The 15,602-nt window shown below is 59.9% G+C and carries 16 protein-coding genes; 7 read left to right on the top strand and 9 right to left on the bottom strand.

Annotated features, from left to right (window positions below; translation table 11 throughout):
* Positions 1-22: 22 nt before the first annotated feature.
* The 4 genes from BJF91_RS04940 to BJF91_RS04925 all read right to left on the bottom strand — a co-directional run bounded on the left by BJF91_RS04940 (position 23) and on the right by BJF91_RS04925 (position 4,076).
* Positions 23-745 (bottom strand): ROK family protein, encoded by a 723-nt coding sequence (locus BJF91_RS04940; protein ID WP_234801543.1) that lies wholly within the window; start codon positions 743-745, stop codon positions 23-25.
* On the bottom strand, positions 742-2,118 hold the full coding sequence (zwf, locus tag BJF91_RS04935) for a glucose-6-phosphate dehydrogenase (protein ID WP_075613361.1): 1,377 nt from the start codon (positions 2,116-2,118) through the stop codon (positions 742-744). The genes BJF91_RS04940 and zwf overlap by 4 nt, the downstream gene beginning before the upstream one ends.
* A gap of 17 nt (positions 2,119-2,135) precedes the next feature.
* The gene (gene gnd / locus BJF91_RS04930) at positions 2,136-3,161 is read right to left on the bottom strand and encodes a phosphogluconate dehydrogenase (NAD(+)-dependent, decarboxylating) (protein ID WP_075613360.1); all 1,026 of its coding nucleotides are present in this window, start codon (positions 3,159-3,161) and stop codon (positions 2,136-2,138) included.
* Between the two features lie 222 nt (positions 3,162-3,383).
* The gene (locus BJF91_RS04925; RefSeq protein WP_075613359.1) at positions 3,384-4,076 is read right to left on the bottom strand and encodes a type 1 glutamine amidotransferase domain-containing protein; all 693 of its coding nucleotides are present in this window, start codon (positions 4,074-4,076) and stop codon (positions 3,384-3,386) included.
* Between the two features lie 115 nt (positions 4,077-4,191).
* Here BJF91_RS04925 and BJF91_RS04920 point away from each other — a divergent pair, with 115 nt between their 5' ends.
* Together BJF91_RS04920 and BJF91_RS04915 are read left to right on the top strand one after the other, a co-directional pair.
* Positions 4,192-5,133 (top strand): LysR substrate-binding domain-containing protein, encoded by a 942-nt coding sequence (locus tag BJF91_RS04920; RefSeq protein WP_075613358.1) that lies wholly within the window; start codon positions 4,192-4,194, stop codon positions 5,131-5,133.
* Positions 5,130-5,453, top strand: coding sequence for a hypothetical protein (locus tag BJF91_RS04915; protein WP_075613357.1), 324 nt, complete (start codon positions 5,130-5,132; stop codon positions 5,451-5,453). Before BJF91_RS04920 ends, BJF91_RS04915 begins: the two co-directional genes overlap by 4 nt.
* A gap of 123 nt (positions 5,454-5,576) precedes the next feature.
* Here BJF91_RS04915 and BJF91_RS04910 read toward each other — a convergent pair whose 3' ends face one another.
* The 4 genes from BJF91_RS04910 to BJF91_RS04895 are packed head-to-tail and all read right to left on the bottom strand — an operon-like array spanning position 5,577 to position 8,971.
* Positions 5,577-6,839 (bottom strand): ABC transporter substrate-binding protein, encoded by a 1,263-nt coding sequence (locus BJF91_RS04910; protein WP_075613356.1) that lies wholly within the window; start codon positions 6,837-6,839, stop codon positions 5,577-5,579.
* 1 nt (position 6,840) lies between these two features.
* Positions 6,841-7,887 (bottom strand): aldo/keto reductase, encoded by a 1,047-nt coding sequence (locus tag BJF91_RS04905; RefSeq protein WP_075613355.1) that lies wholly within the window; start codon positions 7,885-7,887, stop codon positions 6,841-6,843.
* 13 nt (positions 7,888-7,900) lie between these two features.
* Entirely contained in the window at positions 7,901-8,245 is a 345-nt protein-coding gene (locus tag BJF91_RS04900; RefSeq protein WP_075613354.1) for a TIGR04076 family protein, read from the bottom strand.
* Between the two features lie 12 nt (positions 8,246-8,257).
* Complete coding sequence (locus tag BJF91_RS04895; protein ID WP_083943139.1) at positions 8,258-8,971, bottom strand: GntR family transcriptional regulator; 714 nt, start codon at positions 8,969-8,971, stop codon at positions 8,258-8,260.
* 98 nt (positions 8,972-9,069) lie between these two features.
* On the opposite strand from BJF91_RS04895, the gene BJF91_RS04890 reads away from it, so the two are divergent.
* The 5 genes from BJF91_RS04890 to BJF91_RS04870 are packed head-to-tail and all read left to right on the top strand — an operon-like array spanning position 9,070 to position 13,945.
* Positions 9,070-9,864, top strand: a complete 795-nt coding sequence (locus tag BJF91_RS04890) for an ABC transporter ATP-binding protein (protein ID WP_075613352.1) — start codon at positions 9,070-9,072, stop codon at positions 9,862-9,864.
* On the top strand, positions 9,861-10,601 hold the full coding sequence (locus tag BJF91_RS04885) for an ABC transporter ATP-binding protein (protein ID WP_075613351.1): 741 nt from the start codon (positions 9,861-9,863) through the stop codon (positions 10,599-10,601). The genes BJF91_RS04890 and BJF91_RS04885 overlap by 4 nt, the downstream gene beginning before the upstream one ends.
* Positions 10,598-11,509 carry a branched-chain amino acid ABC transporter permease gene (locus BJF91_RS04880; RefSeq protein WP_075613350.1) on the top strand — a complete coding sequence of 304 codons (912 nt, stop codon included), beginning with the start codon at positions 10,598-10,600 and terminating at the stop codon, positions 11,507-11,509. The genes BJF91_RS04885 and BJF91_RS04880 overlap by 4 nt, the downstream gene beginning before the upstream one ends.
* Complete coding sequence (locus BJF91_RS04875) at positions 11,506-12,477, top strand: branched-chain amino acid ABC transporter permease (RefSeq protein WP_075613349.1); 972 nt, start codon at positions 11,506-11,508, stop codon at positions 12,475-12,477. The genes BJF91_RS04880 and BJF91_RS04875 overlap by 4 nt, the downstream gene beginning before the upstream one ends.
* A gap of 4 nt (positions 12,478-12,481) precedes the next feature.
* Positions 12,482-13,945: an aldo/keto reductase gene (locus BJF91_RS04870; RefSeq protein WP_075613348.1), complete on the top strand. Its 1,464-nt coding sequence runs from the start codon at positions 12,482-12,484 to the stop codon at positions 13,943-13,945.
* A 103-nt stretch (positions 13,946-14,048) separates the two neighbouring features.
* Here BJF91_RS04870 and BJF91_RS04865 read toward each other — a convergent pair whose 3' ends face one another.
* Positions 14,049-15,368 carry an LLM class flavin-dependent oxidoreductase gene (locus BJF91_RS04865; RefSeq protein WP_075613347.1) on the bottom strand — a complete coding sequence of 440 codons (1,320 nt, stop codon included), beginning with the start codon at positions 15,366-15,368 and terminating at the stop codon, positions 14,049-14,051.
* Positions 15,369-15,602: the final 234 nt, after the last annotated feature.

Below are 15,602 nucleotides of genomic sequence, written 5' to 3'. Positions count from 1 at the left end.
GTTCCGTGCCGGAAATCGCGAACTAGTTGATGATGAATTTGCCCTGCCAGAGCCGGAAGCCACCCTCAAAGGCAAGGGCATTGTCGCCGCGCCGGCAGTTGTCGGGAAGGTCGTGCAGCTTTTCGACATTGCCGCCGCCGATGACGATATAGTCGGGAAGCATGGCGGCCATCAGCCGGTCGGCAACGTCAGCAACGCTTTTGCGCCATTTCTTTTTGCCGCGGCGCTCCATGCCGTCTTCGCCGACGTAGTCTTCGATGGTCTTCTTATGCCGGTAGGGCAGATGTGCAATTTCCAACGGCTGTGCGACGTTTTCGAGGATGAGCGCTGCGCCAAGACCCGTTCCCAGCCCCAGGAACAGCATGCGTCCGCCTTCGTAGCTGCCGACCGCCTGCATCAACGCATCATTCACCAGGGTGATCGGCTTTCCGAAACTGCTGGCGAAGTCGTAATCGGTCCAGCCTTTTCCCAGATGCACCGGTTCGCGCAGGATCCGGTTCGCACGCACAGGGCCGGGAAAACCGATCGATATCACATCGTAGTCGATATCCTTCGCCAACGTCTTCACGGCGTCCACCATATCGTCCGGCGTCATGGCCGGTCCGGACTCGACGCGGAGAGGCTCTTCTCCGGGCCGGTTCGTCAGGATCTTCACATGCGAGCCGCCGACGTCGATACTCAGCACGGTTTTCTTTGCGTGCTCATCTGGAGCAGCGTTGGCGTTACTGGAATGCATGTCCGTCATGCCCCCGGTCCGATCCACCCGCCTGCGGGCCCGAAACCGTCGACCGCTTCCTTCGGACCCCAAGTGCCGGGCGCGTAGGAGAAGGGTCGTGATTTATCATCGAGAACCGGCGCGACGATCTGCCAGGCCAGTTCACTGGCATCCTGCCGGGTGAAGAGTTGGGCGTTGCCGTCCATGGCGTCGCTGATCAGCCGCTCGTAGGGCTCCATCTCGCCCTTGGCGTCGTCTACGGCAGAGAGTTCTGTCTTTTCTCCGACCATAGCTTCGCCAGCGGCCTTGCGCCGGGCGCCGATTGCAATTGAGACCTCCGGCGAAATGCGGAAACGGATGTAATTCGCCTCGTTGGGCTTGATCTCATCGAAGACATTAAGCGGCGGCGGCTTCAACTGCACGACCACCTCCGTCACATGAACCGGCAGGTTCTTTCCTGCCCGGATGAAGAACGGCACACCCTTCCAACGCCAGGTGTCGACAAACAGTCGTACGGCGGCGAAGGTCTCGACAGCAGAATCCGGCTGCACCCCTGGCTCCTGCAGATAGCCGTCGAACTGTCCGCGAATGACGTCTGCTTTGGTCAGGGGTCGGATTGATTTCAGAACCTGAACTTTCTCATCGATCAGGTCATCCGCCGAGTGGCCGGAGGGCGGCTCCATGGCGAGTAGCAGCATGATGTTGAGGAGATGGTTCTGGATGACGTCCCTGATACAGCCGACTTCGTCGTAGAAGCGCCCCCGACCCTGGATGCCGAAATCTTCGGCCATGGTGATCTGCACGCTCTCCACATAATTGCGGTTCCAGATCGGCTCCAGAAATGAATTTGCGAACCGGAAATAAAGGAGGTTCTGGATCGGCTCCTTGCCGAGGTAATGATCGATACGGAATATCGATTTTTCATCGAAGGCGATGTGCAAAATCCGGTTCAGCCAACGAGCGGATTGCAGATCGCGCCCGAACGGTTTTTCGACCATCAGCCGCCCGGCCGTTGCGCTGCCGGATTGCTCCAGTCCTTGAACGACAGGCTCGAACATGCTGGGCGGTATGGCGAGATAGTAAAGCGGGCTGCGGCCGGTGCCGATCGCCTGCTTCAGCTTGTCGAAGGTGGACTGGTCTTTGTAGTCGCCGCTGACATAGGAGAGAAGCGACGCGAGCTTGGCAAAGACCTGTTCGTCAATGCTGCCGGCTGCCTTTTCAATCCCGTCCCGAGCGCGCTCGAGCAGCTTGTCCTTATCCCAATCATCGAAGGCAATTCCGATGATCGGTTCGTGCAGCATGTTGCGCGCAACGAGGGTGTAGAGCGCCGGAAAGATCTTCTTGTGGGCGAGATCGCCTGTCGCGCCAAACAGCACGAACGTATCAGATCTGGTATTGGTCATCTGTATCCTCGATCCGCTCAAGCGCCGGTCTTTGGCTTTTCGTGATGGCCGCCAAAGGCGAGGCGCATGGCGGACAGCAGCTTGTCGGCATATTCAGCCTCTCCACGCGAGGAGAACCGCTGGAACAGCGCTGAAGACAGGACGGGGGCGGGGACGCCGGTGTCGATGGCAGCCTGAAGTGTCCAGCGTCCTTCACCGGAGTCCGACACCCGGCCAGAAAAGCCGGCCAGATCGGGGTCGCGGCCAAGCGCATCTGCCGTGAGATCGAGCAGCCATGAGCTAATTACGCTGCCGTGCCGCCACACCTCGGAGACGGCGGCCATGTCGATATCAAACTTGTAATATTGGGGGCTGCGCAATGGGCTGGTTTCGGCATCGACGTCATGGGTCCGGTTGCCGGCATTTGCTGCTTTGAGAATATTCATCCCCTCGGCATAGGCAGCCATCATGCCATATTCGATGCCGTTATGGACCATCTTGACGAAATGTCCGGCACCACTTGGGCCGCAATGAAGATAGCCTTGCCTTGCCGTACGCAGATGCTCGGTATCAGACGGCGTTGAAGCCCCTGCGTCGCCAGCACCGGGCGCGAGCGTCGCAAATATCGGGTCAAGACGCTGGACGGCAGCGTCGGGTCCACCGATCATCAAGCAAAAGCCGCGCTCAAAGCCCCAGACGCCGCCGCTCGTGCCGACGTCGACAAAGGAAATGCCCTTTGATGCCAGCATTTCCGCCAAATCGACGCCATCCTGATAGTAGGAATTGCCACCATCGATAATGACGTCGCCAGCGGACATCAGCCCGCTTAGCTTCTCCACATTCGTGCCGGTGATCGCAGCGGGCAGCATCAGCCAGGCGCAGGCGGGTTTGGATAGTTTGCTGACGAAGTCTTCCATCGACGCGGCACCGACGGCACCTTCCGCGACGAGGTCGGCGACATTCTTGGGATTGATGTCATAAACAACGCATTCATGACCGCCACACATAAGCCGACGGACCATGTTTGCGCCCATCCTGCCCAATCCCATCATTCCAATCTGCATCAGTCTGTCCCTTCAAAGGTCGATAACGGCACGGTACTGAGAAAGTACCTAGGGGAGCCGTGCCGTTAATGAAGGGACTTTGTGGCCAGATATGTGGTGATTGGCTTCACATTCTCGGGACTTGATGTCCTTGGTGGTGGCTGTCCGCGTTGGCCCAAGACGAACAGGCCAATACTTTCGAATGGGGGGCCGGCATCAGCCGGCACCCCGTAGCAGCGCTTATCAGGAAGCCTTGGCTGCCTTTAACGTGTTGATGAGAATGCCGGCGGTCTCGACCGATGAGCCAGGGTTCTGGCCTGTGATCAAAAGACCATCCTTTACGGCATAGGAGCCCCAATCCGGACCGCTGGAATAGAGACCGCCATTCTGCTTGAGCATGTCTTCAACAAGGAAGGGCACGATGTTGGTAAGGCCAACGGCTTCTTCTTCGGTATTGGTGAAACCGGCCACTTTCTTGCCCTTGACCAACGGTGTGCCATCGGCAGCCTTGACGTGGCGCAACACGCCAGGAGCATGGCAGACGAAGGCAACCGGCTTGCCGGACTGGTAAAGGGTTTCGATGAGACTGATCGAGGTCTTGTCTTCAGCGAGATCCCAAAGCGGGCCATGGCCGCCGGGATAGAAGACGGCGTCATAGTCATCCGCCGAGACGGATGCGAGCGGGATCGTCGAAGCAAGAACGGCCTGAGCTGCCGGGTCCGCCTTGAAGCGCTGCGTCTCCGCAGTCTGGAAGCTTGGATCGTCGCTTTTCGGATCAAGCGGTGGCTGTCCGCCCTTCGTCGATGCCACGGTGATATTGGCGCCTGCTTCAAGGAATGCGTAATAGGGCGCGGCAAACTCTTCGAGCCAGAAGCCAGTCTTGTGGCCGGTATCGCCGAGCTTATCGTGCGAAGTGAGAACCATCAAAATGTTCATGAGCGTGATCCTTTGCAATCTGCTGCCTGTTTCGATGAACTGATTATGCCTTGCTGTGCATCATTTCGGAAATTTATCTCCTTGATTTCAGATATACGCTCAGCAATATGACTGGATGAAGTATGATCTAAACCTTATGCCCGTCTTTCTAGCATTGATGGATGAGCGCAATGTGACCCGCGCTGCCGAGCGGCTCGGTATGACCCAGCCATCGTTGTCCAATGCGCTGAACCGGCTGCGCGACACGTTGCGTGATCCGCTTTTCATTCGCGAGCGCTACGGCATGAAGCCGACGCAGATGGCAGAGGAGCTGGCGCCCGTGGTACGCGCGGCGCTTTCGAGCCTGGACGAGGTGATCGGCGGCCAGCAGCAATTCGATCCTGCCTTGACAACACGGCAGTTTACGCTCGCGCCCAATAGCTATGTGGAATTCGTGCTGATGCCGGTGATCGTTGCCCGGCTGCGGGAGGTTGCGCCTGACATAAGGCTGCGCCTCACGCCTTTCGGAAATGACCTGGTCGAGACCGGTGCCGTCTCGGGTGCAACGGAAATGGTGCTCGGCAGGATCGTCGATCCGCCTGATAATATGGTGGTCCAGCATCTTATGGATGATGGTCTTGCCTGCGTGGTGCGCAAGGATCATCCCGATGTCGGCGATAGTCTTTCTCAAGAGCAGTATGAGCGGATGAAGCATGTCAACGTCCTGCCGCCAGGCCGGATGCGCGTTGGGCTATTCCAGGCGCTGCAGCAACGTGGCCTAAAGCGGGATGTCGCGGTTTCCGTCACCCATTTTCTTGCGGTGCCGGAAATGGTTGCGGTCAGCGATTATTGCGCAACACTGCCACGCCTGATCTGCAAGCGGCTGGCCCGGGACGAAAGGCTTAAGGTGCTGCCGGCACCTGTCGATCTCGGCAGCTTTCCCGTCGAAATCGCCTGGCATGTCCGCTATCGCACCGATCCGGCCCATCGCTGGCTGCGGTCGCTGATCGCAGATATCGCGAAGGAGGAAGGGTTTCAGGAAGAGGCTACCCGTCAATTGGGGATGCAAGTCGAATGATCGCGCTTGTTTTGAGATACTCAATAGCCGTGGTGATGAGCTTTCTCGGCTTGGCCGAGCCGTTGTTCGCGCAAACTGCCGATCTCCCGCAGGAGGTACGCGCCTTCATCAGCCGCCGAGATAATTGCGACCATTTCCGCGGTGAAGCATCTGATGATGCCAACCGCCGGGCCGAAATCGACAGAGAGTTACGGCGCTTGTGTTCCGGGAGCGACGCAGAACTTGCCCGCCTGATGAGGCGCTACGCGGGCAACAAGGTGATCCTCGATCTTCTGAACCAGTACGATCCCGATATAGAGGGCGAAGGGTCAGCCGAGTAAGGGCCGATGACGTCGCTGAAATGCCCTTCATTATCAAATAACAACGTCCGTGGTCGCATGACGTCCACACGACCACGCGATATGGAAGCCCTCGCGGTATTTCATCCGCGAGGGCAGCACATGTCATTTACCGATTGAAGCCTTGATCTTGCCGACCTCTTCGGCGCTCATTTCGCCCGTCGTGGTGACCTCACCGTCCTTCAGCTTCCACAGGCGGAAGGGGCCGGTGATGTCGCCGACGCTGTCGAAACTGACCGGGCCGATGACGCCTTCATACTTGATCGGCTTGCCGTCCTTGATCAGTTTCAGCGCCTTTTCAAATTCCGCCTTGCCGGCATGGATCGGCTCTCCGCCTTCCGCCACCACCTGCGGAATGGCGGCCTTGATGGCAGCTTTGTCAGCCTTTCCGGCCTTGGCGATGGCCAGCGCAACGATTGCGCCTGCATCGTAGGACCTGTCGGCAGCCGGTGCTGATGGTGAGATGCCGCCGGAGAATTTCTCATACTGGCTGTTGAAATATTCGGTCGAAGCCGTTGGGCTGGTGCCGGACGATGTGCCATAGGCGTCGTTCAGGTACTGCGCGCCGACGCTGTCGATGAAGTCCTTCGAATTCATCCCGTCGTTCAGCAGGAACTTTGCCGGTCCGCCTCCTGATATCCAGGCGCGGGCAATCGTCGCCCCGTCGACCGGCGTGCTGACAAGATAGAGCGCATCCGGGTCGCCATTCATCGCGGCGCTGGCTTCGGAGGAATAGCTGGCCTGCTTCTCGTTATACGGCGTTGTCGAGGTGATCACGCCGCCAAGCTTGGCATACGCCGCCGAAAACTCACGCACCATGTTGACGCCGAAGTCGTTGTTGACATGGATGATGGCGATTTTCTTCAGGCCCTGGTCGATAGCGTATTTCGCGGCCGCAGTTCCCTGCAGGGCGTCCGACGTGATGGTGCGGAAGAACACGCCGTTGGTCTTGCCGTCGCGGCCAAGTGCGGTCAGCGTCGGCGATGACGAGGCGGGCGAAACCTGCACGACACCGGCAGGCGCCGTGACCGATGTGAGGATTGGGATCGAGACGGAGGAAATGATGCCACCGATGATGACCGGCACCTTCTTAATATTGACCAATTGCGTTGCCTGATCGACGGCAACCGTGCCCTGGCTCTGGCTATCGCGGGTGTCCATTAGCAATTTGCAGCCGTTGACACCGCCGGCGTCGTTGAAATCGCGAAATGCCATCTCCACGGATTTGGCGCCAGCCTTGCCGTATTCGCCGGCCGGGCCGGTCAGTTCCATTACCAAGCCGACTGTGATGTCGCAATCGGCGGAAAAGGCTGGTGTTGTCGCCATCAGGCCGGCCAGCATTGTGGATGCCAGGATCAGTGTCTTCATCTCATTCCCCTTTGTTGAGATTATATTTCATGATGCTACCGTGACGGCCATTGCGGTCACGTTCCTGAGTGTAGACATCGCCATCCAACTCGCGTGCCTGCGCCATAACAGACTCGATCATCGCGAGGTCCTCAGTGGATAGCGGCACATCTGAAATGGCCAGGTTGGACGCGAGGTGGCTTCGGTTGCGCGCGCCCACGATCACAGCTGCCACGGCAGGCCGCCGCAGCATGGCGGCGCTGGCAATGGTGGCGATATCGGTTTCATGCCGGTCGGCAATCTGCCTGAGGGTGCGCAGCAGCGCCTGGAACAGATCCCAGCCGCCGAGATCGTCGATAACAAGCTTGTACTTGGTCAGAGAGCGGTTTTCGAGCGGATGCTCGGGCTCCGCGACGCCAAGCCAGCGATCGCTGAGAAAGCCGCCGGCCACGGTGCCATAGCAGAAGAGCGCAAAATTCTTGTCCTCGGCGAGCCGCACCATCTGCTTTTCCGGTCGGCGGTCCAGCAGCGAATACTGCAGTTGCAGGGATGCAACGGGAATGCCCGCGTCGAAAAATGCTTGGATGTGCTCGCTATCGAAATTCGTGGTGCCGATCCGGCCGATCTTGCCTGCCGTCTGCAATTCTTTCAGCCAGCCCGCCGTCTCCAGCCACCCGGGAATGTCATAGGCCCACCAATGGAACTGTACAATATCGAGTTGCTCGAGCTTCAAGCGCTTCAGCGACGTGTCGATGACACCTTCGACATAGGCCTTGCTGATCGTGGGCAGAACGGCCAAATCCGGCACGAACTTGGTGTGAACGCGAATGCGTTTCAAAGCCTCTTCGCCGCGTGACGCTCCATATTTCAGGCGAAATGCGCCGATTAGTTCCTCGACGCCGGTGTAGATGTCGGCGCAGTCGAAGGTGGTGATACCGGCATCGGCAAAGGCAATCATGTCTTCGATCGCGGTCTCGGTATCGACAGGTCCGTGCCCGCCCGCCAATTGCCAGCCGCCACGGATGACACGTGAGATTTCGTAGCCGGGCTGGATGCTGATGCGCTGCATGAGATGACTTTCTTCAGGCTTTCTTCAAGGGAACGGCGGTGGTCTGAGCATGGCTGAACCGGCGAAGGCCGGTGCGGGTGATGCGCAGCCGCGTGGAGCAATTGGGGTCGGGACAGGCAATTTCTGCGTCCGTCGTCATCCAATCGTGCGGATGGGTCGGCCTTTGCTTTGCGGCCAGCAGAGGCAGGACAGAGGCAAGCGAATATATCGACAGCCCCTGTTCCGGCGGCAAATGCAGCATTTCGCCTTTGAGTTCGAAATAGTCGCCGGGCTTTGCCCCGCAATAGACAGGGCCGTTTTCCGGAACGATTACCTCTACCCGCAGGTCGAAAAGTTCGAAGAAATCATCGCTCGACATGGTCAGGTCTCCTCACACAGCCGCATCGTCGGCGCCAAGACGCGACCGCACGAGATCAAAGGACCGGCCGATGTCGTCGGATAGCGCCCGCAGGCAGGCCTGCTGATCCTGGCGGGCGAGGGCATCGATCAAGGCCCAATGGTGATGGGTTGCCGCAAGTCCACCCTGCTCGTCATGGATTTGGGCGGCGGCGCGCACGACCGGGCCGGATTGCAGCCAGAGGCTTTCAACGATGGGGATCAGCACCTGCGATCCGGCCGCCTGGTAGATGTGGAAGTGAAAGCGCTGGTTATATTGCGAGGTGACGGGGCCGATGTCCTGTCCATGGGTCTCGAAGGCCTGGTCGCAGTCGCGGTTGATCTGACGCAGGGCTGCGAAATCCTCCTGTGTCAGACGGGAAATCGCCAGTTCCACGAGACGGCCCTCGATCAGCAGCCGTGCGCGTTCCAGATCGTCGAGACGTTGGCGCGTGATCAGGGGCACGCGGACCGTCCGGTTTGGCATCGCCTCAAGCGCCTTTTCCGAAACGAGCCGGCCAAGTGCTTCGCGCACCGGCATAGTGCTGGTCTGCAGGCGCTCGGCGAGATCGACGATCCGCAGCGCATCGCCGGCTTCGAACCCGCCAATGATCAGCGTTTGCCGCAACTGCGCATAAACCCGGTCCTGCACCGTTTCACGACCGACCGGCGCAAGACTGACAACGCGGCTATTTGCGGTTTCACTCATCCCTGCCTCGTCCCAACCTTCGCACAAATTTCCGATTGATTTTCCGCCCACCATAAAGTTTGATCAAACATCACAAATCAAATCAAGATCGAATTTGCATGAACCCCGCTCCTTCAACCGCTGCCGAGACCGAAGACGTCGTTGAGGCGATAGACCTCACGCGCCGGTTCAGCGGCATGGTGGCGGTGTCGGGCATGTCGCTGACATTGGGTGCTGGCGAAATGCTGGGGTTGATCGGCCCGAACGGCGCAGGCAAGACCACGATGTTCAACATGATCGCCGGCAGCCTTCGGCCTAGCGCCGGACAGCTGCTGATCAGCGGCCATGATGTGACGACGGCGCCGCCGGAAGACCGGATCGGCTACGGACTGGCTCGGACCTTCCAGATCCCACGCCCCTTTTCAGAGATGACGCTTATCGACAACCTTCTGGTGGGAGGGCAGGCCCAGGTGGGAGAAAGCCTGATCGCCAATTTTCTGCGACCGGGCATTGTGTGCGCCCAGGAGCGGCGTTTGCGTGAGAAGGCGCGGTCCATTCTGGATTTCGTCACCCTCTCTCATCTGGAGACGCAGCCGGCCCGGGTGTTGTCCGGTGGCCAGCGCAAGCTGCTGGAACTTGCCCGGGTGCTGATGGCGGATCCCCGCGTGATCCTGCTCGATGAACCCGCAGCCGGCGTCAATCCGTCGCTTCTGGAAGTCATCATCTCCCGGATCGTCGAACTCAATCGCTCGGGCACGGCAATCCTGCTGATCGAGCACAACATGGACATGGTCAGCCGCCTCTGCTCCCGCGTTATTGCCATGGCGGGTGGCAAGCATCTTGCCGAGGGCTCCCCGGCCGACGTGGCGGCCAATCCTGACGTGATCGAGGCCTATCTCGGGGGCACGCCATGAGCCGCAGCGTGTTAAAAACCAGCGCCCTGGTCGCGGGCTACGAGCCAGACCTGCCGATCGTTCAGGGTGTCGATCTTGATGTCAGAGCAGGCGAATTGCTGGTTTTGCTCGGCCCAAACGGGGCGGGGAAATCGACTTTCGTCAAGGCGATTGCAGGGGTGGTTCCGGTTTTTTCCGGCCGCATTGAGCTGGAAGGCCGCGATATCACCCATGTCGCGCCGCATCGCAAAGTCGCCGAGGGTTTGGCTTTCGTGCCGCAGACGGAAAATGTTTTCGCCGGCATGAGCATCCATGAAAACCTGCAGATTGCCGTCGCGCATCTGCCGCGCTCTGAGCGGGCAGGGCGTATCGATGCGCTTTACGCCCGCTTCTCGGATCTTGCCGTCAAGCCGACGCGGCTTGCGGGCGCGCTCTCCGGCGGTCAACGGCAGATGCTGGCCGTCGCGCGGGCGCTTGCGCTCAATCCGCCTGTCATCATCCTCGATGAGCCCTCGGCCGGCCTGTCTCCGAAACTGGTGAGCGAGGTGTTTTCCATGCTGAAAACGATCAACGCCGACGGCGTGACGGTCATTCTGGTGGAGCAGAACGTCAAGGCAGCGCTTGCCATTGCCGACCGCGCCGTGATTCTGGCCGAAGGCCGGATCAGGCATGAAGGAAGCCCGACAGGCCTCGCGGACGACCCGCTGATCGCGGGCATCTATCTCGGCCGCCGCGAGCAGGAAAGGGCTGCACCATGACGGCGCAATTCCTGATGGACGGACTTGTGGCGGGCGCCATCATCGGGCTCGGCGCTGTAGGTGTGACCCTGACCTATTCCATCCTGCGCTTTGCCAACTTCGCCCATGGCGAATTGCTGTCCTGGGGCGCGTATTTTGCCATGGCCGTCAGCGGCGCGCTGGGCGCTATGGCATCCGGCCTATCGCGTCCGATTGCGCCATTTTCCTTTGGCTGGTCGCTGCCGCTTGCGCTCGTCGTTGCGATGCTGATGACTGGACTTCTCGCGCTTATTGTCGATGCGCTTCTGTTTGCCAGCTTTCGCCGGCGCGGCAGCGCTGTGATCATCATGGTCATGGCAAGCTTTGGCGCGTCGCTTGCGCTTCGAAGCCTGCTGGAATTCCTCTTCACCTCCCGCCCGGCCTATTTTACCCGGGCCCTACAGATGGCCATGAAGCTCGGCGGCGGGTTGCGTGCCACGCCGGACCAATTGCTCATGCTGGTGCTGGCGCTGCTGACGGTGATTGTTACGCATCTGGTGATGACGCGCACGGATATGGGCCGATCGATGCGTGCCGTCAGCGAAAATCCCGCTCTTGCCGGTATCGCCGGGATCGATGTACGCAAGGTTATCCGTATGGTCTGGTTCCTGGGCGCGGCCTTGGCTTGCGTGGCGGGGGTCATGAGCGGTCTTCTGGTGCAGATCCGTCCCTATCTTGGCCACGATCTGCTGTTGCCTCTGTTTGCCGCAGCCATTCTTGGCGGTATCGGCAGCGTTCCCGGCGCTGTTCTTGCCGGGTTGATCATCGGGATCTGCGAGGCTTTCGCTGTTCAGGTCGTCGGTGCCGAATGGCGCGCGGCGGTGTCCTTTATCATCCTGATCGCGGTGCTCTTGCTTCGCCCGCGCGGCCTGTTTGGAAAAGCCGCATGACGCTCGATATTCTCGCCTACGGCGCCTTCTTCCTGTCGATGGCGCTGACCTATGCCATCATCAGCCTCGGCCTTAACGTCCAATGGGGCATGACCGGCCTCTTCAACGTCGGCATCGCGGGTTTCGTGGCGGTTGGCGCCTATACATCGGCACTGCTGACAACGCCCCCGGTTGCAGACCGGTTCGGCGGCTTTGATTTGCCCGTCATCATCGGTTGGCTTGGCGCAGCACTCGTCGCGGGCCTGCTGTCTTTTGCCATCGGTGCGCTGACCATCCGGCTACGCTCGGATTATCTCGCAATCGCCACCTTCGGCGTCGCCGTTACCGTGCAGCTCTGCATGCTCAACCTACAAGGTGTGACCGGCGGTGCCTTCGGTATCGGCTTCATTCCCCGGCCTTTCGCGAGCCTGCAAGGCAATAGCCTGCTATTCAGTCTTGCCAATCTCGCCGTCATCGCACTGGTCGTCGTGCTCCTGCATGTCGCCTTGCAGCATCTGGCCAAAAGCCCCTGGGGCCGCGTGCTGCGCGCCATCCGTGAAGACGAGATAGCGGCGCAGACCCTGGGTAAACGCGCCATTCGCTTCCGCCTTCAAGCCTTCACGCTCGGTGGCGCCATCATGGGGCTGGCGGGCGCGTGCCAGGCGCATTTCATCGGCTTCATCGCACCTGACAATTACATGCCAATCCTGACCTTTCAGGTCTGGGCAATGTTGATCGTCGGCGGCTCCGGCAGCAACCGTGGCGCCATCGCAGGCGCCGTCCTTGTCTGGGGTCTCTGGGCCCTCAGCGCTGCGGCCGTCTCTGCCTTTATTCCCGCCGATCAGCAGGCGCGTGCCGCCTCGCTGCAAATCGTCGCCATCGGTGTCGGCCTGTGCCTCGTGCTGCTTTGGCGGCCGCAAGGCCTGTTTGGCGAAACCGCCGCCTCCATTCGATTGGCGCTCAAGCGTTCCACAGCCCGCAAGGAATAGCCGCATGACCAACACACCCGAACGCATCGTCCTGGCCCCCGGACTGGAGATCAGCCGGCTCGTCTGCGGTCTGTGGCAAGTTGCCGACATCGAGAAGGACGGCAGTACTGTTGACCCGGAGCAGGGGGCAGATGCCCTCCAGGCCTACGCGGCAGCGGGCTTTGATAGTTTCGATATGGCCGATCACTACGGCTCGGCGGAAATTATCACCGGCCACCTGCTGAAGCGATATGACCGCAAAAGCGGACCCCGCGCATTTACAAAATGGTGCCCGGAACCTGGCCCGATGACGGCTGCGATCGTGCGGCGCGGCGTTGAGGAGCGTTTGGAACGGCTGGGCGTCGATACGATTGATCTTCTGCAGTTTCATTGGTGGACGTTTGAACATCCCGCCTGGCTCGATGCCTTGCATGAGATGCAGGCTCTGAAGCAGGAAGGATTGATTGGCCATCTCGGATTGACCAATTTCGATGCGGCTCATCTGGCGCTTGCCGTTGCGGATGGAATCGAGATTGCCAGCAATCAGGTCTCCTTCTCGCTGATCGACCGGCGCGCCGCTGGCGACCTTGCGCAGCTCTGCGCAAGAACGGGTGTCAAACTGCTGGCCTACGGCACCTTGTGTGGCGGCTTTCTTTCCGAAAAGTGGCTGGACAAGCCTGAACCAACCGAAATCGCGGACTGGAGCCGGTCGAAATACAAGCGGTTCATCGATGCCGCCGGCGGTTGGGAGCCTTATCAGGCAATCCTCAGGGCAGCACGGGACATTGCCGCCAAACATGGCGTCTCCCTCTCGAATGTCGCCAGCCGCTGGGTGCTTGAACATCCCGCCGTGGCCGCCACGATCATTGGCGCGAGACTGGGGGAGAGCGAGCATCGCAACGACAATCTCAACGTCTTCCGATTTGCACTCGATACCGAAGATCATGACAGACTGGCAACCGCCTTTGCCTTGACCAACCCGATCCCCGGCGATTGCGGGGACGAATATCGAAAGCCGCCTTTTCTGACTGCATCGGGTGACCTTAGCCATCATCTCGACGCCATTCCGTCCGTCTACACGGCTGAGCCGGTTCCGGGGCGGCCCGGACGGCTGCGGGTGTCGTCCGGCAGCATTTGGGAGCCGATTGCCGGCTATAGCCGCGCGGTGAGGGTTGGCAATCGGGTTCTCGTGTCAGGAACGACCGCGACGCACGGGACGGACCGATGTGTGGCGCCGGGCGATGCCGGCGCGCAAGCGACCTACATTCTCGACAAGATCGCCGCAGCCCTGCAGCCGCTTGGGGCGCGCATGGCCGACGTAGTTCGCAGCCGCGTCTATCTGCGCGACGCTAAAAAATGGGAGCCGGTTTCCCGCGCCCATGGCCGGGTCTTCGGCGACGTGCTGCCTGCCAACACACTGATCCAGGCCGGCAGCCTCATAGGCGATTACGAAGTCGAGATCGAAGTGGAGGCCGAGGTCGACGGGTAACCGAGGAAATCGTCTGACTGAAAAAACGGCATGCCCAGCACGGTTTTGCTGCCGCTTTCCAGAGCTAGTCCCGGCCTCCTTCTTACGGACGGCGGATGGGCAGTCAGGAAAAAAAGCGGTTCTTCGGCCTCGGCAAGCCAAGGTGCTCTCTCAATGTCGAGCCTTCATATTCGGTGCGGAAAAGGCCACGACGTTGTAATTCCGGAACCAGCTTTTCCGCAACATCGTCAAGGCCCTGCGGCAGGAACGGAAAGACGCAGGTGAAGCCGTCGGCGCCTTTTTCTTGCAGCCAACGCTCCATCTCGTCGGCAATCGTTTTGGCCGTGCCGACGAAGGCAAGGCCCGCATAACCACCATACCTCTGTGCCAACTGCCTGACGGTCAGGTTTTCCTGATGCGCCAACCGAAGAACCTCGGCGCGGCCGCTTTTGCTGGCATTGGTGTCCGGAATGTCGGGCAGAGGCGCATCGGGATCGAAGCCGGAAGCGTCATGGCCAAGGGCAATCGAGAGGGAGGCTATCGCGCTGTCATAATGCACGAGGCTGTCCAATGTGGCGCGCTTGGCCTTTGCGTCCTCCACCGTGTCACCGACAACGATCATTGCTGCTGGCAGGATCTTCAGATGGCCAGGGTCTCGACCGATTGCCTGCATGCGACCCTTGACATCTGCATAAAGCGCTTTGGCGGTGGCAAGTTCGCGGGGAGCGGCAAAAACGACTTCGGCTGTTTCCGCTGCCAGTTGTTTTCCCGGCTCGGATTGCCCCGCCTGCACGATAACAGGCCAGCCCTGAACCGGGCGGGCAATGTTAAGAGGTCCTTTTACGTCGAAGTCTAGCCCCTTGTGGTCGAGCACATGGAGCTTTTCAGGATCGAAGAAAATGCCGGTTTCCTGATCGCGTATAAAGGCGTCGTCGGCAAAGCTATCCCAAAGCCCGGTCACGACATCGAAGAATTCCCTTGCCCGTTTGTAACGCTCTCCATGCTCTACATGATCGGCAAGACCGAAATTTCGGGCCGCGTCCGGGTTGGACGTGGTGACAATGTTCCATGCCGCACGGCCGCCGCTGATGTGATCCAGCGAGGCAAACCGGCGGGCCACATGGTAGGGCTCGTCAAATGTCGTGGAGGCGGTCGCGGCAAGGCCAATCTTATCGGTAACGGCTGCGAGGGCCGACAGCAGCGTAAAGGGCTCGAAGGAGGTAACGGTATGGCTGCGCTTCAACGCTTCGACCGGCATATTGAGCACGGCGAGATGGTCGGCCATGAAGAACGCATCGAACTTGGCCTGCTCGAGCTTTTGAGCAAAGGCTTTCAGATGCCTGAAACTGAAATTGGCATCGGCGATCGCGCCCGGATAGCGCCAGGCGCCGGTATGCAAGCTGACGGGACGCATGAAGGCGGTAAGGTGAAGTGTTTTGGGCATGAAGAAAATCCGCTTTTACGACTAGAGGCTTCGGCCGGGAAATGAGCTGGCATGGACTGATATCGCGTCGCCGCTGCTGCGGTGCAAGGGGAGTGATCGCGCGCTATCCGTTATGTGATTGCTTGCCTAGCGTTTGCAGTTATCAGGTTGGCCGACGCGATGGTCGCTCAGATAGCGAGATGTGCAGTTGGCAGCCCACGATGATAACCCACCGGGATGTTCATTCGCTGCGGA

It is taken from the genome of Gillisella taibaishanensis (assembly GCF_001938985.1).
Lineage (GTDB): Bacteria > Pseudomonadota > Alphaproteobacteria > Rhizobiales > Rhizobiaceae > Allorhizobium > Allorhizobium taibaishanense.
This window is presented reverse-complemented; position numbering and strand designations above follow the sequence as displayed.